Raw genomic sequence first — 23,807 nt, 5'->3', positions numbered from 1 at the left:
CGGCCGCCCGCTAGCGGACCCTGGTCAGGTTCCGCGAAGGTGGGCGCAGACATGCTGGGCTCGTCAGGATCAAACTGCACTATGAGGCGGCGGTTCATACCGCGCCAGGGGAGCGAATGGACAGCGAGGAGCCTCCGAACGTTCGGGTCGCCTGCTCGGGTGATATCGACGAGGTTGTGCGGCTGATGCACGACGCTGCGGCGTGGATGTCCGCCAAGGGAACGCCCGCCTGGGACGTCGCGCGGATCGACCGGACATTCGCGGAGACCTTCGTCCTGAGATCCGAGCTCCTAGTCGCGAGTTGCAGCGACGGCATCGTCGGCTGTTGCACCTTGTCGGCCGAGGATCCCGAGTTCTGGCCCGACGCCCTCAAGGGGGAGGCCGCATATCTGCACAAGCTCGCGGTGCGACGGACACATGCGGGCCGGGGTGTCAGCTCCGCGCTGATCGAGGCTTGCCGCCATGCCGCGCGAACGCAGGGGTGCGCCAAGCTGCGGCTCGACTGCCACCCGAACCTGCGTGGCCTATACGAGCGGCTCGGATTCACCCACGTCGACACTTTCAATCCCGGCTGGGATCCAACCTTCATCGCAGAACGCCTAGAACTCGAAATCTAACGTCCGTTCGGGCATCGAGGTCCATGTCGGGGTGGGACGGGCCCGTGGCTTCAAGATCACTTGCAGTCCGACCGCGATGTCTTGGTTGCGCGAGAGGTTGTCGATATCCTCCACTTCCATCATCAACCCTGGATAATGCCGCCGCCGTCATCGCCGCCGACGCCCGTGCCGGGCTTTTCGGGCCTGTCAGGCTTGCTCGGCCTTCAGCCTGCCTGGGCGAGATCTCCGGCGGACGGATTAACGGCGGAGCTTCGCCGCCTTTCGTGCGTGTGAAGGCCGAAGATAGTTCTCTCAAAAACATCCGTTTATGAGAGATACCAAATGTCATTTTCAGAAGACGACTGCACCAGTTGATTGGGCGTAATGGCTGTTGTGCAGCCAGCTCCTGACAGTTCAATATCAGAAGTGATCTGCACCAATCTCGACTATGCTCAATACTCGTGTGGGCTCTGTTGCAAAAATCGTGAAGCTTGAGCATGCTTGGCGGAGATTGGACGGACGGAACGATGACGGATTTCAAGTGGCGCCATTTCCAGGGTGATGTGATCCTGTGGGCGGTGCGCTGGTATTGTCGCTATCCGATCAGCTATCGCGACCTTGAGGAAATGCTGGCGGAACGCGGCATTTCGGTCGACCATACGACGATCTATCGCTGGGTCCAGTGCTACGCCCCGGAGATGGAGAAGCGGCTGCGCTGGTTCTGGCGGCGTGGCTTTGATCCGAGCTGGCGCCTGGATGAAACCTACGTCAAGGTGCGGGGCAAGTGGACCTACCTGTACCGGGCAGTCGACAAGCGGGGCGACACGATCGATTTCTACCTGTCGCCGACCCGCAGCGCCAAGGCAGCGAAGCGGTTCCTGGGCAAGGCCCTGCGAGGCCTGAAGCACTGGGAAAAGCCTGCCACGCTCAATACCGACAAAGCGCCGAGCTATGGTGCAGCGATCACCGAATTGAAGCGCGAAGGAAAGCTGGACCGGGAGACGGCCCACCGGCAGGTGAAGTATCTCAATAACGTGATCGAGGCCGATCACGGAAAGCTCAAGATACTGATCAAGCCGGTGCGCGGTTTCAAATCGATCCCCACGGCCTATGCCACGATCAAGGGATTCGAAGTCATGCGAGCCCTGCGCAAAGGACAGGCTCGCCCCTGGTGCCTGCAGCCCGGCATCAGGGGCGAGGTGCGCCTTGTGGAGAGAGCTTTTGGCATTGGGCCCTCGGCGCTGACGGAGGCCATGGGCATGCTCAACCACCATTTCGCAGCAGCCGCCTGATCGGCGCAGAGCGACAGCCTACCTCTGACTGCCGCCAATCTTTGCAACAGAGCCTCCGTCGCCATGCTCACCTCGCTTTGGTGCACACGAGTATTGAGCATAGTCGAGATTGGTGCAGATCACTTCTGATATTGAACTGTCAGGAGCTGGCTGCACAACAGCCATTACGCCCAATCAACTGGTGCAGTCGTCTTCTGAAAATGACACAGTTAGGGTATAGCTCAGGCTGACATCCAAACAGGACGCCCTAGTCCGGGGGTGACTCGCAGAAATTGCCCTCTTCCTGTAGACTGTTGCGGCCATTGAGTTACTAAAGACACTCGATAAGACCTCATGCTTACCCTGCAAAACATGATCTGGCTGCCTACGCCGCCATAGCGCTTCGCCCCCCCGCATCATCTGTGACTGCTTGCTCTGCCAGCGGTCGCTTTCTGCTGTGCTTTAGGTTTTAACACCCGCCACAGCTCCTCTACATCCGACATTTGACCTCGTATCGACCAGCTGCACTTGGCCTGCGCCATGCTGTGCTGCGCGATCCATTGCCTTGGGAATTCTGATGCTCCACTCGTTAAAACAAACCTGGTTATCCAACATCCGTGGCGACATCCTCGCCGGTCTTGTGGTCGCACTGGCCCTAATCCCTGAAGCCATCGCCTTCTCGATCATTGCTGGCGTTGACCCTAAGGTCGGCCTTTACGCCTCTTTCTGTATCGCTGTGGTGATCGCCTTTGTCGGTGGCCGCCCAGGCATGATTTCGGCCGCAACGGGTGCCATGGCACTGCTGATGGTGACTCTGGTCAAGAACCATGGTCTTGAATATCTGCTGGCCGCCACGCTGCTATGTGGCGTGCTACAAATTGCTGCTGGCTACCTGAAGCTCGGATCGCTGATGCGCTTCGTCTCGCGCTCGGTGGTGACCGGTTTTGTCAATGCACTGGCGATCCTGATTTTCATGGCTCAGCTGCCCGAGCTGACTAATGTCACCTGGCACGTCTACGCCATGACAGCCGCAGGCCTCGGCATCATCTATCTGTTCCCCTATGTCCCCAAGATCGGCAAGCTCATCCCATCGCCGCTGGTGTGCATCATCGTGCTGACCGCCGTCGCCATGTCGGTTGGTCTGGATATCCGCACGGTCGGTGATATGGGTGAACTGCCGGATACGCTACCGATCTTCCTCTGGCCTGATGTGCCGCTGACATTCGAGACGCTGGCCATCATCTTTCCTTATTCGGCAGCACTGGCTGTGGTCGGTCTGTTGGAGTCGATGATGACCGCGACCATTGTCGACGACCTGACCGACACCCCGAGTGACAAGAACCGCGAGTGCAAGGGCCAGGGCGTGGCCAACATTGCTTCGGGTCTGATCGGCGGTATGGCTGGCTGCGCGATGATTGGTCAGTCGATCATTAACGTGAAATCCGGCGGTCGTTCTCGCCTGTCGTCTCTTGCCGCAGGCGTATTTCTGCTGCTGATGGTGGTTTTCCTCGGCGACTGGCTGAAGCAGATCCCAATGGCTGCGCTGGTGGCAGTGATGATCATGGTGTCCATCGGCACCTTCAGTTGGGATTCGCTGCGCAACCTGAAGAAGCATCCGTTGTCGACCAACATTGTCATGGTCGTCACCGTGGTGGTCGTGGTGGCCACCCACAACCTGGCCTTCGGCGTGTTAGCCGGCGTGCTACTGGCTGCGATGTTCTTCGCCAACAAGGTTGGCCATTACATGGCGATCAGTTCTTCGCTGGACGAAGCCGGCGAGCATCGTAGCTATAACGTCACCGGTCAGGTGTTCTTCAGCTCGGCTGACAAGTTCGTCGCAGCCTTCGACTTCAAGGAAGCCCTGAACAAGGTAACCATCGACCTGAATCGTGCACACTTCTGGGATATCACCGCTGTTGCAGCCCTGGACAAGGTAGTCATTAAGTTCCGCCGTGAAGGTACTGAAGTCGAAGTGCTGGGCTTAAACGAGGCCAGCGCCACTATCGTGGATCGCTTTGGTGTTCACGATAAACCTGACGCCATTGATCAACTCATGGGCCACTGAGAAGGAGAACAACAATGACCCACGTAATTGGGGTCGTTTGCGGGAGGGGGCGGAATCCTACGCTAAGGCTTTGGCCAGCGATATTCTCCGGTGAGATTGATGTGTTCCCATCCGAGCGGCGAAACATGGGCCAAGAGATCGGGCGATAGCAGCTTTCCATCGCGTTTCTGGTTTGCAACGACCTCGCCGAGCTTCATGGTGTTCCAGAAGATGATGATGGCGGCGAGCAGATTCATGCCGGCGATGCGGTAATGCTGGCCTTCGGCGGAACGGTCGCGGATTTCACCGCGGCGGTGGAAGCTGATTGCCCGCTTCAGCGCATGATGAGCTTCGCCTTTGTTGAGCCCGATCTGGGCACGCCGTTGGAGTTCGGCATCCAGAATCCAGTCGATCATGAACAGGGTGCGCTCGACGCGACCGACTTCCCGCAGGGCTGTCGCGAGCTCGTTCTGCCGCGGATAGGAGGCGAGTTTCCGCAGAATCTGGCTTGGCGCGACGGTCCCGGCAGCAATGGTGGCGGCGATGCGCAGGATGTCGGGCCAATTGCGCTCGATCATGGCTTGGTTGACCTTTCCGCCGATCAACGCTCGCAGGTGCGCCGGGGCGGCCGACGGATTGAACGCGTAGAGCCGTTTGGATGGCAGGTCGCGGATGCGCGGAGCGAACCGGTAGCCGAGAATGGCACATGCGGCAAAGACGTGATCGGTGAAGCCGCCCGTGTCGGTGAACTGCTCGCGGATATGGCGTCCAGCATCGTTCATCAGCAGGCCATCGAGGATGTAAGCCGCTTCGCTTGCCGTTGCAGGAATCACCTGGGTTGCGAACGGCGCATATTGGTCGGAGACGTGGCTATAGGCTTTCAGGCCCGGGGTATTGCCATATTTCGCGTTGACCAGGTTCATGGCCTCACCTTGCTCTGTAGCGACGAAGAACTGTCCGTCGCTCGAAGCCGACGTGCCCATGCCCCAGAACCGGGCCATGGGTAACGCTGCCTGTGCCTCGACCACCATGGCCAGCGCCCGGTCATAGGCTTCGCCCTCGACATGCCACCGTCCAATGCGGATCAATTCCCAGAAGGTGTGGGTGTTTGTCGCATCCGCCATTTTGCGCAAGCCGAGGTTGATCCCTTCCGCCAAGATAACGTTCATTAGCCCGATCCGGTCAGCGCAGGGTGCTCCTGTGCGCAGATGGGTGAACGCTTCGGTGAAGCCGGTCGCCGCATCCACCTCCAGCAGGAGATCGGTGATGCGCGTGGGCGGGATCTGCTTGTAGAGATCGAGCACCAGATCTTCGGCGCCTGTCGGCGCGGCGGCTTCGAGTTTCTCGATATGCAGAACGCCGTTCTCAATCGACCCGCCCGGGATCGTGCCTGCGCGAGCGGCACGGCCAAGCTCGCGCAACCGCATGTCGAGGCGAGCTTGCCGGTCTGCCAGCCATTCCTCCGGCCGCAATGGCACAGCGAGACGACCGCCTTCCGCGATGGCTTGTGCCGGAACGAGTGCGTGTTTCAGATCGCCATAGCGCCGGGACCTAGTAAGCCAGACATCTCCGGAGCGGAACGCATCGCGCAGATGGAACAGCACCGCGATCTCCCATAGGCGAGCGTCGCCAGCCCTCTGGGCCCGAAGGTGGCGATGCCATTTCGAGCTGGGCCGCAAGAAGCTGGTCATCGCGGCATCGTTCAAACCGGTACGAAGGACCGTCACCGCTTCCAGAAGCGGCAGTGCAACGGGCGCAGCTCGCAGATCGAGCAGGCGCAACATGCGTGGAGTGAATCGGCGGAAGCGGTGATAACCGTCGAGCACATGATTGAGCGGATCGTCGGCCATGGTGGCGGTCAGCCTGATTGCCATTGCAACAAGGGTTTTTAAGCCGTCCCACCCTGACCCACTCGCGATGACATCGCCCAGCGGCTGGCCATCATCCTGTGCATCGACCAGGGCGCCCCCGATCTCGGCGAAGGATTTCAGGGTGTCACGCACCACCCCCGCTTCGTCTGCGACCTTTGCATGGCAAATACGCTCCGAAGCACGGTAGAGACGGCCGACGATCCGGTCGTGGGTTTCGACCACTGCGTCGGCCAACATCGCCTGCCATTCCGAGACGCAAACAGCCAAGATCGCAAGCCGCCTGTCCTCCGGGAGATCGCGCATGCCGTCGGCATAATACCGTTCACCCTGCCTGCGCAGACGAGTCACCCGATGGGCAGGAACGCCGGCAAGCAGATCCTCGGGGAGATCGACGCGTTGCAGATATTCGAGCCGGTCGAGCAGCCGGTTGGCCGACGAAGAGTTCGAGCCAGGCTCGAACTGGCGCAGCCACACAAAACGGGTCACCCGATCATCAGCCGTCTCCTCGAGCAATGCCAGCAACTGTTCTCGGATCGGCATAGGCAGCCGACTGGCGATCCTCGTCTCGATGCGTCGCTCGGCATCGACGAGAGCCGCGGCACAAAGCCGCTCGATCGTGGATGTCGCGGGAAGGACAGTGCGGGTGCGTCGGCACTCGGCTACGAAGCGACGGGCGATATCCTCGTTCGACACCGCCATCTCGGCTTCTCGGAACAACCATTCCTTCAGCTCCCTCGCACCACGTCCGGAGAAGGTGCGGAAGCCGTAGAGCCCCCGTAACTCGGCAAGATGCTCGTGCCGTGTTTCCTCGCGGGCAGCATAGTCTACGAGATCGTCGGCACCCAGGCCAAGCTGCGCTCCGATAAATTCGATGACCTCTGCAGGGATCAGTTCGCCTGGAGCCAGCACCCGGCCGGGATAGCGCAGGACACACAATTGCAGGGCGAAGCCGAACCTGTTGTGAGCGCGCCGACGCAGCCTGATATGCCCAAGGTCTTCATCACTCAGCGTATAGTGCTTGAGCAAATCCGTCTGTGAAGTCGGCAAGCGCAACAGCGCGTCTTTCTGCCGATCGGTTAGAGTGACGCGACGCGGCATACATGTTCCTTTTTCAAAATCTGATAGCGTTCAAGACGCTTTATTTATGAAGCTGGTTGAGATACATTTCCAGAGGTCAATGCAATCGTGGCCGAAGCGCCGCCTCAAACCAACGTTTGTGATACATGCTGATCGGATATGCCCGCGTCTCCAAAGCCGATGGCTCGCAGTCTCTCGACCTGCAGCACGACGCCTTGCGCGCCGCAGGTGTCGAACGGGACAATATCTATGATGATCTTGCTTCCGGCGGTCGTGATGATCGCCCTGGCTTGACTGCCTGCCTCAAGTCATTGCGTGACGGCGATGTGCTGGTGGTCTGGAAGCTCGATCGCCTCGGACGATCGCTTGCCCATCTGGTCAACACGGTGAAGGAGCTGTCAGACCGCAAGATCGGCCTGCGGGTTCTGACTGGAAAGGGCGCTCAGATCGACACCACGACTGCGTCCGGTCGCATGGTGTTCGGAATCTTCGCCACCTTAGCCGAGTTCGAGCGGGATCTGATCCGAGAGCGCACCATGGCGGGTCTCGCCTCCGCGAGAGCGCGCGGTCGCAAGGGCGGACGAAAATTCGCGCTCACCAAAGCTCAGGTGCGTCTCGCGCAAGCCGCCATGGCCCAGCGCGATACTTCAGTTTCCGATCTCTGCAAGGAACTCGGCATCGAGCGCGTCACTCTCTACCGATATGTCGGTCCCAAAGGCGAGCTCAGAGACCATGGAAAGCATGTTCTCGGACTTACGTAGCAACTCGTTTCTTTTCGCAGGTTGAGCCACCTCCGCGCTTCATCAGAAAACTGAAGGAACCTCCATTGAATCGAACTAATATTTTTTTTGGTGAATCGCATTCTGACTGGTTGCCTGTCAGAGGCGGAGAATCTGGTGATTTTGTTTTTCGACGTGGTGACGGGCATGCCTTCGCGAAAATCGCACCTGCTTCCCGCCGCGGTGAGCTCGCTGGAGAGCGTGACCGCCTCATTTGGCTCAAAGGTCGAGGTGTGGCTTGCCCCGAGGTGATCAACTGGCAGGAGGAACAGGAGGGTGCATGCTTGGTGATAACGGCAATTCCGGGAGTACCGGCGGCTGATCTGTCTGGAGCGGATTTGCTCAAAGCGTGGCCGTCAATGGGGCAGCAACTTGGCGCTGTTCACAGCCTATTGGTTGATCAATGTCCGTTTGAGCGCAGGCTGTCGCGAATGTTCGGACGCGCCGTTGATGTGGTGTCCCGCAATGCCGTCAATCCCGACTTCTTACCGGACGAGGACAAGAGTACGCCGCAGCTCGATCTTTTGGCTCGTGTCGAACGAGAGCTACCGGTGCGGCTCGACCAAGAGCGCACCGATATGGTTGTTTGCCATGGTGATCCCTGCATGCCGAACTTCATGGTGGACCCTAAAACTCTTCAATGCACGGGTCTGATCGACCTTGGGCGGCTCGGAACAGCAGATCGCTATGCCGATTTGGCACTCATGATTGCTAACGCCGAAGAGAACTGGGCAGCGCCAGATGAAGCAGAGCGCGCCTTCGCTGTCCTATTCAATGTATTGGGGATCGAAGCCCCCGACCGCGAACGCCTTGCCTTCTATCTGCGATTGGACCCTCTGACTTGGGGTTGATGTTCATGCCGCCTGTTTTTCCTGCTCATTGGCAGAGTGCCCAGGTAGGATTCATATACATTCTTCAAATCCTTACCAGTAGGGGGCTTCAGCGCTTTTAGGCCTTGGCTTTACAAAAAAACGTATACTTCTGAGGGGTTAGCCCCTTCCGAGGCTCGAAAGTATACGCAATCTGCCCAAAAATTCGAGGCATAATTTTGCTCGATTCTGATTCGTTTGATCGCAGGTTAGCCCTCTGAAGGAGCCAGTCCCGGTCTTCAGCAGGGTGACAAGGCCACCCTTGCAGGTGGCCGATGCTTCACGAGAGGTCTTTAGTTTTCACATACGGGAGAGGCCGATCTAGATCCTCTAGGCTCATACCTCTCCGAGAGGCGTTGTGCGCCCAGCGGACGAATTGCTCTAGGAGCCTGTTGTTTTCGCGTGTGAGGCGTTCTACACGTGCTTCGAGCTCGCGCTGGCGGCTATCCATGAGTGCCATCTCTGGCGCCTTTCCTGAGGCTTCATCAGTCCCACGGCATCGCTCTTTCGCGTGATCCCAAGCGTCTTTGATCCGGTCATGCCTCAGCATTGCAGCTTTTGTGTAGCGATGGCCTACCTCTACCGCTAGGGCCTCCAGATAGAGATCCCAGGTCAGCTTTCCTGCCCATCCGTCCAGCATCAATACCGACTGATTGATGGTTTGGTCGGTCATCTTAGGCGCACCCATCAGAAGAACTCCATGGCCATGAGGGCTTCTTCGGCTTCATCAGCAAAGTCGTCCTGCTTAGCCGGCTCTGCGTCTGTGGCGATCATTCGAACGGCGTGAGCGAGCCCTGTCTTGGACTGGGTATTCTCGGGCGGAGGCAAAGTGATCATGGTTCCCTCAGGGATGGACGGGTCATTCATCTTTTCCAGCATGAGAGCCCAACGCTCCATACGTGGCTGGTTCTGCTTCAGCCATCGGGCCGCGCCTGCCTCACCTTCCTCTAGAGCAGCTGTTGCAGCGGCAACGGCCTTGGCATGAATCTCATACTGAAACTCAGCTTCTCTCTGGTGGCGTTTGTCCCCCTTCACAAACACGTGCTCAGAGCAGTTCGAGCAATCCTTGTCGAGAGGGCAAGGCGTCAGGGCGTAGTTATGCTTGCAGAGCCCGAAGCGCGTTACGCTGAGAGCGCCGAGCTCGACTCCCATGGCTTCCTGCTGGGTCAGCCCATGGCTCGCGATAAGCCCCTGAATCTTCTCGCTCAGCGCTTCTCCTGAAGATATGCCGCCTACATTGTCGCCAAGCTTCAGATAGGCCTCAATGAATGCCTCTTGGGGCACATGGTCGTACCATTCATTCTGTTTGACGTTCTTACGACCAGACCAAAATGCAATGAGAGATTCGCTCAGATGCTTACTCTGAGCGAGGGTGTTCAGAAGATGCCTGAAACCATGCGTGGTAATAGCTGTTGGGCTGCCGTCACGGTTCGTTTTCCCATTTCGAGAGAAAATCGTCACACCGCCAGGGTTGGCACCTAACTGGTTGTTGATCTGATTTATGCTAAAAACCGCAGGAACGTTTAAGAGCGACTCCGCCGTTGGGCTCAGCGTGTTCTCCGGTAGTACGAACAACGCGTCATGCCATTGCAGTCCGGTTGTTCCGTCCAGCGTAGGAAAGATCTCCGGGAGTTTGTCGAGCACATATTTCTCAAGCGAAGCAAACTCGAAAAGTCCTGCCCAACTTCCGTTCGGATCACTGCGGCGGGCAGGATCGCTAGTCTTCTCGCCTGTTTTGACTAGGCCATAGCGAGAAGCATGGCTGGAGTGGATCGCTGTTTCCTTCCCCATGATTTTAGATGCTTCATAGAGGGTAATGGGCTTCCCTCTCAGGTGTTTGAACTCTGCTGGCAGGTACAGCTGGCCAGGGTTCTGTGCATACCATAGCGCAGCCTTCCTAGCAGGTTCTCCAAGGCTAAGTAGGAAATCGACAGTCTCGGTCGCAAGCCTTTCGAAAGTCTCTGATGCAGCAAACTTTGTCAGAGGCATCCCACCTTTTGCGGGATCCCATGCTAGCCCCATCATCAAACCTTCATCGCCTTCCACATGTCGTATGCAGTTGACTGGCAGTGATAATATTTCCGATGCTCGGCTAGGGGCGAACATTGCCAGTGTCACGAACGCAGTAACGACTCGGTCGGGGATATGCTTGCTAGTGTGGTGGATTTCAGCAAGATCAAGAATTGTCTGAACGCTTGGGAGTCGGCTAACAACCTTGTCGTTGTTTTTAGGCGCAACACGATCAGTCCGGACTGGCTGCTTATAAGGAATTGGAGAAACCCATTCAATAGGCGCAGGCGTAATTTTGGCCGGCGCAATAATCTGGGTGAGCAAACGCTCCAGGCACCGACCTGCAGCCCATGCATCTTTAAAGCGCTCTTGAAGTAGTTGTGCTGCGTCATCCAGAATAGTCGCATCCAATGCAGTGATGCACGCGGGTCGCCCAGCATTAAGGAGTGCCTGCTCTATGGCCTGCATTGAATATAGGTATCGCTTGAACTCCTGAAGTTGAAAGCGACGCATGATCTCACTGAAAGCCGCTTTCGCGAAGTCGAGAAATGGCAGATCGAATGGTATCTCGACAGTTGATTTGCTTCCTGATGGGTCTCTCAGTGATTTGAAGTGAGCTATCTTTTTTGTTCGTCCTTGATTTTTGCCAATTTTGAAGCTGGTAATGTTCCAGCTATCGTCATCCCAGTTGATATTGGTGAATGGTATGTTCACTTTCGCGTGAAGAATAAAGCTTTCAAGATTAGCGCTTGCAGCTAAGCCTGCCTTACCTACGAAATGTACTATCTCGCCCATGTTATGCGACTACCTCATGAATCCTGCTATCTCGCACAACCATGATCTGTTGTATGGCTGCCATTGCATTGACATTAATCTGCTGAATTCGAGGGTCAGTTTCGATTTCCTGATCCTCAATCAGGGTGACCATCAGAGTTTCCCAAGGCGCATCGATCAAAGGTTCGAAATATGGGCAAGATAGGCAGGCAATGGGAGCGTGTTGATGGCATTCAGCACGTGTGCCACAAGCCCCCAAAGTCTCACCTGTCAGTCGTAGGTAATCAGCAATGACGCAGTCATCGTCCCCTGCACGACTGGCCTCATCCAGATGCTCGATCAGGCGGCCTTGAAAGGCGCTGGCAAAGTAATCCATCTCTTTGCCTAGAGCCTGCCTGATAGGCTTCTGAAGTTGTGGCATCGACGCTCGGTAAAACTGAATGCAAGAGGTGCTTCGGTGTGTGAGCAGCCTTGCCACTTCAGCGTCGGATGCTCCCTGTGCCAGAGCGCGAGTAGCCATGGTGTAACGGAAGCGGTAGGCGGTAATGTGAATAGGCCCTTCCAGTCGCTCTGAATAGGTAGGCAGTGCAGCTAATGTACTGGTTACTTTTATGCCAAGATCCCCTGGCGTGCCCCTAAACAGCTTGTCGGAGCTTGAAGTATTCGTGTTGGTATAAGTATCCAGGTAGGTGATTAGGCACTCAGCAAGCACTGTAGGGGCCTTCCTGATCCAATACTCTTCGGTGACTACGCCCTCACCTTTGGCTAGTGGGATTCTTAGCGTCACCTCCATACCCGCTCTGTCGTGAATTATTACATCTCCACGAGTCATCCTGGCTACTTGTACAGGTCTTACCCCCGTGCCGATAAAAAACCAACAAAGTGTAAAGTCGTGCTGTGAGACACGGCGATTTGCATAACCTTCATTGAGGCAAAGGTGGATACTATGAAGCTCTTGATTGGTCAGCGCGCCTTTTTCAGGGTCGTTAGTGATTAGAGTATAGTAAGACCCACCACCTTTTTGCTCCCATTTATGCTCGTTCTCAAGGAAGTCCGATACTTCGTCGGAAAGCCCTGGTAATGAGTGTTCTTTAATTCTGCGAAGTATCGGGATAATGAAAGCCCTGTACGAGGGCTGAATTTCCATGATGCACGAAATTTCTTTAAGTGTGATAAGCTCACAGTCGGAGAGCTTTTCATGTTCGAGCCAGGCACGCACAGCCTTGCTAACTGTAGAATTGTAACTGAGGCTGTGCGTGGCAAGAGTCATTGAGAAGCACTCAAACAAGCTTGCATGGAACGTATTGTTCTTCTGCAGTGTATCGAAATGGACAGGCGTTGATTTGCCATCTCTATCGTGAATTGCCAGTTTTTCGCCTAAAGAAATTTCAACGCTTCTACCGTCTTGTAGTATGGTTTTCTTATTTTGGTTGCCTTCGGCTCTGCCGCTGAGCAAGCTGGTTTTTTGTGCTGAATTGATGGCCATGTTAGACTTTGTCCGCAATTTCATTCGCTAATTCTTCTGCAATCCTGTCCGCTTTCTCTCTGATTGACCTCGCGGAATACCTGGGGGCCATGTCAGATTTGAATGACCATCCGTTGTTATGATTGCGAATTTTCTCTTCTTCTTCTATTGACATGCGTTTTTCAGGCGGCATCGCATCAATTTTTCGACTCAGTCGATCATTCCAAGTCCTTCGCATGGTGTGCGGGGTGAAATAATTTGGGGTGAGTTCTGAGCTCTCCCTAGCAACTTGGAAGATAAGATTCAGAGCCGAAAGAGATATCTGATTTCCAGATCGAGTGATGAACAGGTAGCCATGCGCTCGCTTACGTGGCGGAACATTGCTCCAATGGTCTTTCACGAACTCGCGAAAGAGATCTGCGGTTTTTTGCGAGATGACTAGGTTTCGGGGACGCGTCTTCGAAACTCGCACCTTGACGCGTTTTCGAGCATAGTCGACGTCGTCAATCCGAACATGCCTTAGTTCATCTCTGCGCATGCCATTGTCAGAAAGAATCCTGAACATCAGGAGATTCCTCGCCTGTATGAACCCCTTTTTAAATGGGTTTTTTGGCGACTCTTTAGAGAAGATCTCCTCGACGTGGATCATCGTTGCTTCAGGAAGGCCCTCCACGGGGTCTCCCTGAGGCGGGCTGCCCGTTCTAGGGGCGAGGGAGCGGAGTCGGCGTATCGCCTTCTGACGGGCGTCTTTAAGCCCCTCCCGGTCTTCTGACACCACCTGATTGCAGATGCGCTCGTGATGGTGCTCAAGGAACCTGGCAAGCACCTGGATCCTATAGCCACCTTCAGCAGCAGAGGCATGATCGTGAGATTGGGCAGCTGCCATCCTCCCGCGCGCTTGTTCAAGTCGAATGATCTTCTGCGGTTTCGTAGTGATCGACGCTTTCAGATCAGCATCCTGCCCCGCTCGACTCATCCTCAGGAAGTTAGCCAGATCTTCGCACTGCTCAAGCGTCAGAAACGTTTCTGAGGTAAGCGCCGTGTGGATGTCGATCTTGCGGGCGTGAGCCCAGAGATACGCCATCCCGATGGTGCGCAGGACTTTCTCGGTGGTTGCCAGGGCCGCACCTCTGTCGCGGTATCTGACAGTTGCATAGACGTTAGGCAGGAAAGGAGGGGAGCCGTCCTCATCCACCAGCACAGCCATAGGTAGGCCGTCAGTGGCGGTGAAAGATCTGATTCGGATGGCTTGCAATGTATACGTTCCCTGAACCTGTGATATCAGGGCGGGGAGTATAGGTAGCAGTTTTTTCTCTGTAAACCAAAAACCCCCTGTGTTATCAGGGGGTTGATGGTGTTCTACAGTCTAATGTATACGGTTATTTCAACCTGGCTGTCATTGGCACGTTTCGCAACCTGTTCTCATTGCGGACACCTTTTCCAGCCTCGTTTGGAAAGTTTCATTGCCAGACGGGACTCCTGCAATCGTCAAGGGATTGAAACCTATAGAAGACATTGCTGATGAACTGCGCGGGGCCGACTATCTGGTATGGCGCAATGGGAGGGGAGCAGTCCGGTTGCTCGGTCGTGAGAACAATCTGATGTTGCTCGAATATGCCGGGGAGCGAATGCTCTCTCACATCGTTGCCGAGCACGGCGACTACCAGGCGACCGAAATTGCAGCGGAACTAATGGCGAAGCTGTATGCCGCATCTGAGGAACCCCTGCCTTCTGCCCTTCTCCCGATCCGGGATCGCTTTGCAGCTTTGTTTCAGCGGGCGCGCGATGATCAAAACGCAGGTTGTCAAACTGACTACGTCCACGCGGCGATTATAGCCGATCAAATGATGAGCAATGCCTCGGAACTGCGTGGGCTACATGGCGATCTGCATCATGAAAACATCATGTTCTCCAGTCGCGGCTGGCTGGTGATAGATCCCGTCGGTCTGGTCGGTGAAGTGGGCTTTGGCGCCGCCAATATGTTCTACGATCCGGCTGACAGAGACGACCTTTGTCTCGATCCCAGACGCATTGCACAGATGGCGGACGCATTCTCTCGTGCGCTGGACGTCGATCCGCGTCGCCTGCTCGACCAGGCGTACGCTTATGGGTGCCTTTCCGCAGCTTGGAACGCGGATGGAGAAGAGGAGCAACGCGATCTAGCTATCGCGGCCGCGATCAAGCAGGTGCGACAGACGTCATACTAGATATCAAGCGACTTCTCCTATCCCCTCGGAACACATCAATCTTACCGGAGAATATCGTTGGCCAAAGCCTTAGCGTAGGATTTCGCCCTCTCCCGCAAACGACCCCTAATTGCCTGTATCGACGGTTCCACCTCGGCTCCAGCTGTTTGCGACTACGCGGCCTGGGCCAGTCTGAGCCTGGAAGCGCCGCTGACCTTCCTGCATGTGCTGGATCAGCGCCAGTATCCGGTTGCAGCAGATTTGAGTGGCAACATTGGCCTTGGCAGCCGCGAGCACCTGCTTGATGAGCTTGCTTCCCTGGATGAACAGCGCGGCAAGTTGGCCCTTGAACAAGGGCGAATCATGCTTGCAGCCGCGAAAGAACGGGCCGTGAATGATGGTGTGCGCGCACCGGAGTCCAAGCAGCGACATGGCGATTTACTGGAGAGCTTGCAAGAGCTGCAAAGTGAAACGCGCTTGCTGGTTATCGGTCGCCAGGGCGAGTCTAGTGGCGGTCTGAGTCAGCATGTCGGAAGCCAGCTGGAAAGCGTTATTCGTATCATGCACCGGCCAATCCTGGTCACCCCGGCCAACTTCCAAAAGCCCAAGAGCGCGATGCTGGCATTCGATGGCGGCGCTACAACCCGCAAGGGTGTGGAGATGCTGGCAGCCAGCCCGCTGCTGAAGGGGCTGCCGATCCATCTGGTCATGGTTGGGCCCGTGAACGACGAAGCGTCCGCGCAGCTGGACTGGGCGCAGAAAGTGCTGATCAACGCCGGATTTACCGTTCGCGCTGAGACTCGGAGCGGTGAAATAGAACGTACCCTGCACGCCTATCAGAAAGAGCATGGCATCGATCTGCTAGTGATGGGGGCTTATGGACACTCACGTATCCGGCAGTTCCTGGTCGGCAGCACCACTACCAGCATGCTCCGTACCACCACCAGTCCGCTGTTACTGCTGCGCTAATGAGCCTGGACGACGCCCTCGATCTTGCCCATTTCAAGACCCTACTGGAACAGCGGGCTGCCGAGCTGGATCGATTGCTGGGAGACGCTGAGTCTCGCTCGCAATCGGTAGAGCTGGATCAAAGCAAGGTGGGGCGTCTATCGAGAATGGACGCACTCCAGCAACAAGCGATGAACGATGCGATCCGCAGTCGTGCACGGCATGAACGTGTCCGTCTCCAACTGGCCCTCAAGCGCTGGCACGAGGGCGACTATGGCTGGTGTAACCAATGCGGCGAGTTGATCGCCTCGGGCCGTCTGGAGTTCGATCCGGCCACGCCGTTGTGTATCACCTGTGCCAGCCGCGCCGAGTCGGGTTGAAACCATCACGGCTCGTGGCGTCAGTCTGATTTAACGAGGCTTCTAATGTATTTGATGGCTAAAAACTGGCTGGGCCGAACACGGAAAGTAAGTGTTTGGATGTGGGCGCTTGTATGCCTTGTGTTGCTCACCGTATTCCAAGTACGTACTCATCACCTTGATGATCGTCTGTACTTTTGGATCAAGACCCACTGGCACACAGACGATTGGCAGGAGCGCTCTGTGTGGCTGCCTGGCTATCGGGTTGAGCTGGATGCTAAGGCGGTTCCCGGTGTGGACAACAACCTTTCGGGCCTGACCTTCGATCCTGACCTAAATCTGCTGTGGGCGGTTACCAATGGCCCGAACGAGCTGCTGGCCCTCAGTCGTGACGGTGACGTGGAGCGACGTTACAGCCTGGATGGCTTCCACGACGTGGAAGCGGTGTCCTATGCCGGCAACGGTCAACTGGTCATTGCCGAAGAGCGGCGGCAGAGCCTGGTTATCGTGGATATCCCCATCGACGAATACGGTAAGCTTTCTCCTGATCGACCATTGAGCCTAGACCAGTATTCAGCGCTAACCTTGGCGCTTGGCAAGGAGGACAACAAAGGCCTTGAAGGGCTCGCCTACGACCTAAAAGGTGATCGTTTGTTTGTGACCAAGGAGCGTGACCCCCGGCAATTACTGGAAGTGAGCGGCCTTCGTGCCAGCCTGGAAGGAGGCGTTTCCCTGCACGTCCGCGACATGTCCAACCTAGTAAAAGACAAGGTGTTTGCCACTGACTTGTCTTCGGTTGTATTCGATCAACAGAGCGGCCATCTGATCCTGCTCAGCGACGAGTCGAAACTGCTGATTGAAATGACCGACGAGGGCAAGGTGGTGAGTTTCCGCTCCTTGGCGAGGGGGTTTGCTGGTTTGCTGAAAGGTATACCCCAAGCCGAAGGCGTAACCATCGACGATGAAGGGTATTTGTACGTGGTCAGCGAGCCGAACTTGTTCTATCGCTTTACCCGCGAGACAGATTGACCAGTCAACAAGCTACAGTCAGGCGTGGCCGGGACGCTTGAACTGTTAGCGTACGATTTTTTCCGAATTCTGCGGGCTCCCCGGGTACGAAGTCCGCGCTCAGGAGAATCGCGCGCAGCGCATCGAATGGGAGCACGTCTTGCCAGCATACGCCTTCGGCAGCCAGCGGCAGTGTTGGCAGAACGGGGGGCGCAAGAACTGCATCGATACCGATCCGGTATTTCGCAAAATGGAAGCCGACATGCACAACCTTGCGGTGAGTGTTGGCGAGGTCAATGCTGACCGAAGCAATTTTCGCTATGGCGTTTTACCCTCAACACCGATGCAATACGGCGCTTGCCCGACCAGAACAGATTTTCAGCAACGCGTGACAGAACCTCGCGACCAGGTGAAGGGAGCGGTTGCCCGAATCTACTTCTACATGCACGACCGTTACGGGCTATCGATGTCCAGAGCACAACAGCAGTTGCTGATGGCCTGGGATCGTCAATACCCGGTGAGCGCGTGGGAACAGGAGCGTGACCGGCGGATCGCCAGAGTAATGGGGCATAGCAACCCATTCGTAACAGGTGAAAGATCCTGGAATCTCGGTATGCGAGTGAAGGGAGCCGGTACAATGGCACAGGCCATTCGGAGCGAACCAGTTGAACACCAGGTGTCCGGTGGATACTCCTCCAGCGTGCTTTCGCCGGTGATTGGCAACCGCAATAGCAATGTTTACCACCTGCCATTCGGCTGCCCGAGCTATGAAAAGGTCGGAATGCGGAACCGGGTAGAGTTTGCGAGCGCTGCGGACGCCGAAGCTGCGGGGTTCAAACGGGCCGGAAACTGCCGATAAGGGCCATTCGGAGGGGATATGCGGTTTTGTAACCGATCGCAGGGCCTCAGGGCCAGGTTAACCCTCCCTGAGCCTCCAGGGCGCTGTGCAGTCGTTACAGCCCGTGCTGACGGGAAGCGTGAGGTGAGGGAGCGCGTATTGCGTGCCTGGCCGGGTGTATCGTAAAGATCTCCCGGCCGGCCTCGATGATCAATCAACGGTCTGATGCTGTTTCGTTTTTGCAGTGTGCTGGGCCGGTACCGGCCCAGATTGGGCTGGCGTAGTGGCCAAGGTGTGAGTAATCACCGAGCCGCTTTTGTTTGCCAGGTTCTTTGCCAGAGACTCGCGGACAACTTCCATCGTGAGTATTCGCGAGGTGGCAATTGCAGCTTTGAGGGGCTGGCCAGCTGCAACCAATACCTCAACCATGTCCAGGGCCGTATTCACGCCGGCTTCAATTCGTTTCTCAACGCCATCAATCATCATCTTCTCGATCTCCGTTTCAGGCAGCTGGCGGAATGCAAGCGGCCTCAGCAGAGCGTACGTGGTTCACCAGCTATTTGGGTAGAGCATCAAAGCGCGAGGCTAAAGGACGCATCCTAATTATTAGGCTGCTACCGAATTTAACATAACAAAGATTATAAGAAGTCTAAGCTGTTGTTTATAAAGGGTAAGTCTACTGATCAACGACGCCTTTTACTGACTCTCGGTACGTCGATAGCACCTCAGGTGTCTCTGGCGCGCCGGGCTCCTGAGCAACTGGGTCCGCAGTGGATGAGGCTACGAAAAAGCGCCCCCCAGGGAGTGCCGGCAACCGTTGCTTTACGTCTGGTCGTTTTGCTGATCGCGAGTCTCTATCGAAGTTCTTGAGGCCAACGATCCTTGCAGCGGGTTGCCCATCGAGTACGAAGAATGGAAGGTTGGCATGCAGCATTGCGTCATACCGGCTGCGCTCGGAAAACCACAGCATGGCCCGCGGATGCGGAGCGATGGGCTTTGGCACATCCAGCATATCGGTTTCAGCCATATTCGCAATGCTGCGCAGATCGATCCACTGGGGGCTATTCACCACCGGCTCGCCGGTGGCCATAGATTTTTCATGGGCCTCGGCGAGCAGCACCTCACGGACGTGGCCAACAGTGACACGCTCTTTTCCTGAGGTGTGACCGGCCCAGGTGAATGTGATCTGTCTTGGGGCAGCATCAAAAACCTGGATTGCGCGCTTCAGCTGGTTGAGGGAGAAATTTTTCCCCAGGGCCTGGCGCATGATGTTAGAGCGGCGGCTCACTGCAACGTTGCGAGAGACCCGCTCGGCCTCGATCGCATCTACCAGCTCGGTTTTGCAGCGGTTCACCGCCCTGCCCTCATCGAGTATCGATCCGGAGAGGATAAAGTACCCCGGCAAACGCAGCACGGTACCTGGAGCCTGGCCGAGATCGCGCTCAAACTCGCGTAACGCCTCTACAGCGGCCTTGATCGCGTCAGTTCCTGTCAGTACCTGGACGTTGATGCGAGATGGCGTCCTCTGTTCAGTGAGGAGCGGGATGCGCCATATCATCCCGCCGACAACCAATGCGGGCCACTTCTCATTGAAAGCCTCAACGGTTTCGACCAAGCGCTCGTAAGCGGAGACAATTGCGTCAGTCATCTAGAATTCCTCATAATACCACCCCTTCACTACGGCTATACCGTATGCCCTCCTCCCCCTCCGCACCATGTTAACCAGGAGCGACGCCGAGGGTGCGAAAAGCGATCTCGCGATTGAAGGGGTGGTATTATCGAGTATCCCAAAATCCGCTCATAAAAAAACCCGTTCGAAACGGGCTTTTTTTTGCTACGTGTCAGCTCAACGAATTTGGACTGCCTCAAGGGACAACAGATCCTCAATGTGATCCGCAGCATCGGCCCGCAAACGGCTCTCCAACCTTTCTCGACTGATGTGTTCAGTTTCGCTCGGCTCAACGAGCAAGACTACATAGCCTTGATTCCGCAGCTGCTGAAGCAAAGCTGCCTGGTCGCTGGAAATGGGCATGAAAATATCTCCTGTGATCAGTGGGTGATTTTCAAAAGTCGAAGCATGCTCGAGGAGCACTACGCGGCAGCCACCTGTTTCTTCCTGAAAACCATCGGGGTATTTGGCTTGCGGCCGTCACGCCGGTCGACGAATTCTTTCATGATCTCCAACATCGTCGAGTTGACAGCAAGAACTCGCATGGCGCGGGTACACGCGACGTAGAGGAGGTTCATCTCATCAATCCATGGTTCCTTTTCGTTCTCTGGATTGAATGGATCGAAGGTGAAATCCTCAGCCAGTTGCACCGCATCCCACTCCAAGCCCTTCGAACGATGCGCGGTGCTGAGGGTGATGGTGGCTTCAAGCTCATCAGTGACCGCATTGCGCCGCAGCTTGGCAAACAACTCCGGGAGATCCGCGCTGTACTGCTCGATGATCTTGATCGAGCGGTTCATCTCAGGGTCTTGGCTTTCATCGGCAATCTGCTTGTAGAGATCGTAATCAGGATATTCCTGAAGGAGTTTTTTCCCCTTCACTCGGTCACGCCACCCCTTCGATAGCGCATGTAGGTCTTCAAGATCCTGGAGGTTGTAACCCTCGATCCCCCCAACCCAGTAGATCTTTGCACCAGTCTCTACATTGGCCAGCGCCGTCTCGATCACTCCAACCACCGTCCGGCAGAGTACGGTGCGATGTTCAAGGTCAGCAGGTAGTGCCTTGGAAACACGAGTCTCGCCGCCAAGCCCAGCCAGTTGGCGGGATTCACCCTTGAACGCGAGAACCATGTTGGCGACGTGCGCAACGGCAGACCCGAACCGAAACGACTGAGTGAGGTAATGGACTTCCGCTTTGTCGAGCCAGGTTGCATTGAGAGCATCTACGGCCCCCCTGAAGCGGTACAGCATCTGATGGCCATCACCACAAACGACTACGCCCATTCCGTATGCCGCCTGCTGCGCAAGCACACCAGCAATCACTGGATTGATGTCCTGCGCCTCGTCTCCAAGCGCAATATCGTAACGATCCCGCAGATTTGGTTTCGAGAGTGCCCAAAGCTTGAGATAGCCGTCGTGAGTGATATTCGCAGCCTCGTTTTGGATGTCGCACATTTGCAACCAAAGCTGCCTGGCTCCCTCTACGATGCTGCCGGCGGCGCGCTTCATTCGCTCCGTTTTGAGCTTGTTGACGGGGCAGTGACATAGCTCGATGTCGTCATCCGCGCTGGCCAAATAATTGTTCAGCGTCTCTTGCACGCTGCGCACCAATTCCCAGTTCTGTGAGCCGATAATTCTTGCGATGTCGGTCAGGCGCAGGTTGCTCGTGAGCTTGTGTCTGTACTTCGATCCGATCGACGCATAAGCCAAGCCGTGGGCTGTTTTGCACGTCACGTTCGGCGGAAACTTTTGCTTGGCAGCAATCTCGACGCTTTTGTTGTAGCAGAGGTAGAGCAGACGGCATTGAGGCCGAGCCTTGGCATAGCCAACAAGCGTGGTGGTCTTCCCAGTTCCAGCAAAAGCCACAAGCTTGACGATACGGGCCAACGAGTTAATCGCTGGCCCCTGTTCGTGGGTGAAGTTCATCCCTTGGATCTCCGTTCTGGTATGCCTCCATGGTTGCATAGCCACGCACAAACCCAAGCGGGGGCTGCTAGCTCTGCCCTCTCCAGGATTTGGGTATTCCTGGAGAGGTGGCAATGTCTTCTCACACCCGGAATCAGAGCAGCAACCATGACTTACGACGAGACCCTTGCTTCCTATCAGCGTCTTCTTGAAGCCAATCCAGGGAAAGCATTGCAAATCGGCGACGATTGCTACGCGGTGCTGATCAACGGAACCTTGAGCGGGGCATACGCCACCCTGGATGGGACTGTTGATCTTGGGACAATCTTCAACTTTGATCGAGAAGCTTGGGATGCCGAATGCGAGTGTTGGGACGGTGATGTTTCTGGCATGCAAACAGCATTTTGCGTAGCCACTCCCTCCCTTGTTGATCTTCCGCCACCTCCCGCGGGGAATGACACGCCCAACCAAGGGAAAAAAGAATGCTAGGGTTCGCCGCCAATCCGATGCCGAACAAAGCCAGGGGAATTCCGTTTGGGATTTACGGGACTGCTGGCAGGATGAATGCAGATCAAGGGAGCCGTAGCTTATGACAGCCATCCAACTTTTCCAGCAGCGCCAATCGGAGCCGGTATGCACCGATCTGATTCAGATGATTCGTGACGGCATGATTCGCCGGCTCAAGCGATTTGTTGTAGAACCTTACGATGACGGCATCACCTGGGGGATTCAGACAGTCGCCATAGCAACACCTGATGCTGATGACGGCGACCAGTTTCCGGTTGTGATTGTCGACCTCCACGAAGACGACCAGGCTGCAATGTCGTTTGCCCTAAGCGTCTTCGACGCGCTCAAAAATGCAGGCCGAGCATCAGGCGAGGATGTATGCCAATGGCGGCGAAGCCTCTTCACGCTTGTGCCTAATTACTGAGCACTGCGCGCCCCAGACCGGGCCAAGAAAAACCCGCCATTAAGGCAAGGCGCTGGCTTAATCTGTTGATACGGATCGCCAACGCCTTGATCTGAAAGCCAAAAAACAGGAATCCCCAGCAGAAGATATCTTCTCTGGGGATTTCTGCTTCTAACCCCGATGGGGCCTGACCTTAGGGCACTGCTTCAACAGGTTTCCCCAACGGCTGGCCATTAAGGCGGGTTTTTTGTGGAAGTGGCACCAAAAGGACGGCAAATGACGATTCGAATACCTAGGCGGAAAAAACAGCACCGGCGACACTGCTCACAAAGGCACAAACGGTCGTCAGATGACGACGCAAGCTAATCTGGTTGCTCTCCTTCCTCTGCCGAAACAGCGAACAGCAGACCGGCTTCCTGTGCTTCAGCCAACTCACCCAAAGGCTTCGTGATCAGCCATTCGCTTTCTTCGGCAGGGTCATACTCAGGAAGCGGGGGAAGATCTTCAGGGTCAAGTTCCAGATTAAGCGGGAGCTGTGCGAGGTCACAGAAGGTGAACTTGATTGCGATCACCTTCCGCCCTTCCCTCCTCAACTCGTAGCTGACATCCAGGTTGCTCTTAGTCTTCAGCTCCTCAACTGCCGGATCTATGACTCTCTGGCGAAGGTTGTTGAATCGTTGATAGGCATCCGACAAGCCAAGGGCGACCCGCAAGGCTTCAACCTCGATGTAGGCCCATCCAGTCTTCCGAAACTGCATCAGCATCTCGAATAGCCGGAACGAATGGCTTGAGTCCAGGCAGGCAACGCGCCGTAGATCATAGCTGGTCACTTTGCTGTACAGCATCGTGAGATAGGGCATGACATGGATAGTGAACGACAATTCAACGCGACCTTCACCATCCAGGTATTTGGCCCGATCAACCCACCGCTTTCGCTCCATTCCAGACCCGTCAAAGGTCTTGATATCGCGCTCGTATAACTCATCAGCTGCCACTTTCATCTGCTCATAGGCATGCCTGAGCTGGACGCCGTAGATATCCGAATAGTCCACGGCCGACACTGACACCTTTTTCGGCATGGGCCTTCTTGGATCGAGCTTGCTAATAGCCGCGAGGATCAATCGCTGCTCGTTGAGAGTCAGCCGGTACGATGCGGTAATCAGCGTATTGGATTTCGTGACCCGGAGCGGCTTAGGTTCCGGCTTGGTAGGTTTGGGTAAATTGGACAT

21 protein-coding genes and 3 pseudogenes are annotated in these 23,807 nt (G+C 56.0%); 13 read left to right on the top strand and 11 right to left on the bottom strand.

Annotation, left to right across the window (positions count from 1 at the left end):
• The first annotated feature begins 116 nt into the window (after positions 1 to 116).
• The 3 genes and pseudogenes from MOQ67_RS30815 (at position 117) to MOQ67_RS30805 (ending at position 1,888) form a co-directional block, all read left to right on the top strand.
• Complete coding sequence (locus MOQ67_RS30815) at positions 117 to 617, top strand: GNAT family N-acetyltransferase (RefSeq protein WP_000376623.1); 501 nt, start codon at positions 117 to 119, stop codon at positions 615 to 617.
• Between the two features lie 320 nt (positions 618 to 937).
• Positions 938 to 1,006 (top strand): annotated as a pseudogene (locus MOQ67_RS30810) (hypothetical protein); the annotation flags it as partial.
• Positions 1,007 to 1,123: 117 nt separating this feature from the next.
• Positions 1,124 to 1,888, top strand: a complete 765-nt coding sequence (locus MOQ67_RS30805) for an IS6-like element IS6100 family transposase (RefSeq protein WP_001389365.1) — start codon at positions 1,124 to 1,126, stop codon at positions 1,886 to 1,888.
• Positions 1,889 to 2,027: 139 nt separating this feature from the next.
• Here MOQ67_RS30805 and MOQ67_RS30800 read toward each other — a convergent pair.
• Positions 2,028 to 2,093 (bottom strand): annotated as a pseudogene (locus MOQ67_RS30800) (hypothetical protein); the annotation flags it as partial.
• Between the two features lie 351 nt (positions 2,094 to 2,444).
• Between MOQ67_RS30800 and MOQ67_RS30795 the strand changes: the two are divergent.
• Complete coding sequence (locus MOQ67_RS30795) at positions 2,445 to 3,932, top strand: SulP family inorganic anion transporter (RefSeq protein ID WP_003090759.1); 1,488 nt, start codon at positions 2,445 to 2,447, stop codon at positions 3,930 to 3,932.
• Positions 3,933 to 3,994: 62 nt separating this feature from the next.
• Here the strand turns inward: MOQ67_RS30795 and MOQ67_RS30790 are convergent, their stop codons facing one another.
• Positions 3,995 to 6,880, bottom strand: coding sequence for a Tn3 family transposase (locus MOQ67_RS30790; RefSeq protein WP_010794533.1), 2,886 nt, complete (start codon positions 6,878 to 6,880; stop codon positions 3,995 to 3,997).
• A 125-nt stretch (positions 6,881 to 7,005) separates the two neighbouring features.
• On the opposite strand from MOQ67_RS30790, the gene MOQ67_RS30785 reads away from it, so the two are divergent.
• Positions 7,006 to 7,620 carry a recombinase family protein gene (locus MOQ67_RS30785; RefSeq protein WP_000904906.1) on the top strand — a complete coding sequence of 205 codons (615 nt, stop codon included), beginning with the start codon at positions 7,006 to 7,008 and terminating at the stop codon, positions 7,618 to 7,620.
• Positions 7,621 to 7,685: 65 nt separating this feature from the next.
• Positions 7,686 to 8,489, top strand: coding sequence for an aminoglycoside O-phosphotransferase APH(3'')-Ib (aph(3'')-Ib, locus tag MOQ67_RS30780; protein ID WP_010794532.1), 804 nt, complete (start codon positions 7,686 to 7,688; stop codon positions 8,487 to 8,489).
• Between the two features lie 298 nt (positions 8,490 to 8,787).
• Here aph(3'')-Ib and MOQ67_RS30775 read toward each other — a convergent pair whose 3' ends face one another.
• Genes MOQ67_RS30775 through MOQ67_RS30760 form a run of 4 tightly spaced genes read right to left on the bottom strand, consistent with a single transcriptional unit; the run spans position 8,788 to position 13,963 of the window.
• A complete protein-coding gene (locus tag MOQ67_RS30775) occupies positions 8,788 to 9,180 on the bottom strand; it encodes a hypothetical protein (RefSeq protein WP_280046316.1) in 393 nt (130 codons plus the stop codon).
• Positions 9,181 to 9,194: 14 nt separating this feature from the next.
• On the bottom strand, positions 9,195 to 11,312 hold the full coding sequence (locus MOQ67_RS30770; RefSeq protein WP_280046314.1) for a hypothetical protein: 2,118 nt from the start codon (positions 11,310 to 11,312) through the stop codon (positions 9,195 to 9,197).
• 1 nt (position 11,313) lies between these two features.
• On the bottom strand, positions 11,314 to 12,777 hold the full coding sequence (locus MOQ67_RS30765; RefSeq protein WP_280046312.1) for a hypothetical protein: 1,464 nt from the start codon (positions 12,775 to 12,777) through the stop codon (positions 11,314 to 11,316).
• Position 12,778: 1 nt separating this feature from the next.
• Complete coding sequence (locus MOQ67_RS30760) at positions 12,779 to 13,963, bottom strand: tyrosine-type recombinase/integrase (protein ID WP_280046310.1); 1,185 nt, start codon at positions 13,961 to 13,963, stop codon at positions 12,779 to 12,781.
• A gap of 166 nt (positions 13,964 to 14,129) precedes the next feature.
• Between MOQ67_RS30760 and MOQ67_RS30755 the strand changes: the two genes are divergently transcribed.
• From MOQ67_RS30755 to MOQ67_RS30735, 5 genes and pseudogenes are all read left to right on the top strand, one after another.
• Complete coding sequence (locus MOQ67_RS30755; RefSeq protein WP_165886784.1) at positions 14,130 to 14,963, top strand: APH(6)-I family aminoglycoside O-phosphotransferase; 834 nt, start codon at positions 14,130 to 14,132, stop codon at positions 14,961 to 14,963.
• Positions 14,964 to 15,071: 108 nt separating this feature from the next.
• The gene (locus MOQ67_RS30750; protein ID WP_026014172.1) at positions 15,072 to 15,911 is read left to right on the top strand and encodes a universal stress protein; all 840 of its coding nucleotides are present in this window, start codon (positions 15,072 to 15,074) and stop codon (positions 15,909 to 15,911) included.
• Positions 15,911 to 16,270 carry a TraR/DksA family transcriptional regulator gene (locus MOQ67_RS30745; protein ID WP_003090764.1) on the top strand — a complete coding sequence of 120 codons (360 nt, stop codon included), beginning with the start codon at positions 15,911 to 15,913 and terminating at the stop codon, positions 16,268 to 16,270. The genes MOQ67_RS30750 and MOQ67_RS30745 overlap by 1 nt, the downstream gene beginning before the upstream one ends.
• 45 nt (positions 16,271 to 16,315) lie before the next feature.
• The gene (locus MOQ67_RS30740) at positions 16,316 to 17,278 is read left to right on the top strand and encodes an SdiA-regulated domain-containing protein (RefSeq protein ID WP_010794530.1); all 963 of its coding nucleotides are present in this window, start codon (positions 16,316 to 16,318) and stop codon (positions 17,276 to 17,278) included.
• A gap of 82 nt (positions 17,279 to 17,360) precedes the next feature.
• Positions 17,361 to 18,116: pseudogene (locus tag MOQ67_RS30735) on the top strand (endonuclease); the annotation flags it as partial.
• A 189-nt stretch (positions 18,117 to 18,305) separates the two neighbouring features.
• On the opposite strand, the gene MOQ67_RS30730 reads toward MOQ67_RS30735, so the two are convergent.
• From MOQ67_RS30730 to MOQ67_RS30715, 4 genes are all read right to left on the bottom strand, one after another.
• Entirely contained in the window at positions 18,306 to 18,581 is a 276-nt protein-coding gene (locus MOQ67_RS30730) for a hypothetical protein (RefSeq protein ID WP_172691823.1), read from the bottom strand.
• 190 nt (positions 18,582 to 18,771) lie between these two features.
• Complete coding sequence (locus tag MOQ67_RS30725) at positions 18,772 to 19,743, bottom strand: DNA replication terminus site-binding protein (RefSeq protein WP_172691822.1); 972 nt, start codon at positions 19,741 to 19,743, stop codon at positions 18,772 to 18,774.
• 198 nt (positions 19,744 to 19,941) lie between these two features.
• A complete protein-coding gene (locus tag MOQ67_RS30720; protein WP_043094363.1) occupies positions 19,942 to 20,127 on the bottom strand; it encodes a hypothetical protein in 186 nt (61 codons plus the stop codon).
• 59 nt (positions 20,128 to 20,186) lie between these two features.
• Positions 20,187 to 21,689: a 3'-5' exonuclease gene (locus MOQ67_RS30715; RefSeq protein WP_033050535.1), complete on the bottom strand. Its 1,503-nt coding sequence runs from the start codon at positions 21,687 to 21,689 to the stop codon at positions 20,187 to 20,189.
• A 147-nt stretch (positions 21,690 to 21,836) separates the two neighbouring features.
• Here MOQ67_RS30715 and MOQ67_RS30710 point away from each other — a divergent pair, with 147 nt between their 5' ends.
• Together MOQ67_RS30710 and MOQ67_RS30705 are read left to right on the top strand one after the other, a co-directional pair.
• Positions 21,837 to 22,157 carry a hypothetical protein gene (locus MOQ67_RS30710; RefSeq protein ID WP_172691820.1) on the top strand — a complete coding sequence of 107 codons (321 nt, stop codon included), beginning with the start codon at positions 21,837 to 21,839 and terminating at the stop codon, positions 22,155 to 22,157.
• 100 nt (positions 22,158 to 22,257) lie between these two features.
• Positions 22,258 to 22,599, top strand: coding sequence for a hypothetical protein (locus MOQ67_RS30705; protein ID WP_016502326.1), 342 nt, complete (start codon positions 22,258 to 22,260; stop codon positions 22,597 to 22,599).
• A gap of 341 nt (positions 22,600 to 22,940) precedes the next feature.
• Here MOQ67_RS30705 and MOQ67_RS30700 read toward each other — a convergent pair whose 3' ends face one another.
• Positions 22,941 to 23,807, bottom strand: a complete 867-nt coding sequence (locus MOQ67_RS30700) for a replication initiation protein (RefSeq protein WP_011154372.1) — start codon at positions 23,805 to 23,807, stop codon at positions 22,941 to 22,943.

This window comes from Pseudomonas sp. LY-1 (assembly GCF_053502595.1).
The sequence above is the reverse complement of the archived record's forward strand: the minus strand, read 5'-3'. Positions and strand labels throughout refer to the sequence as shown.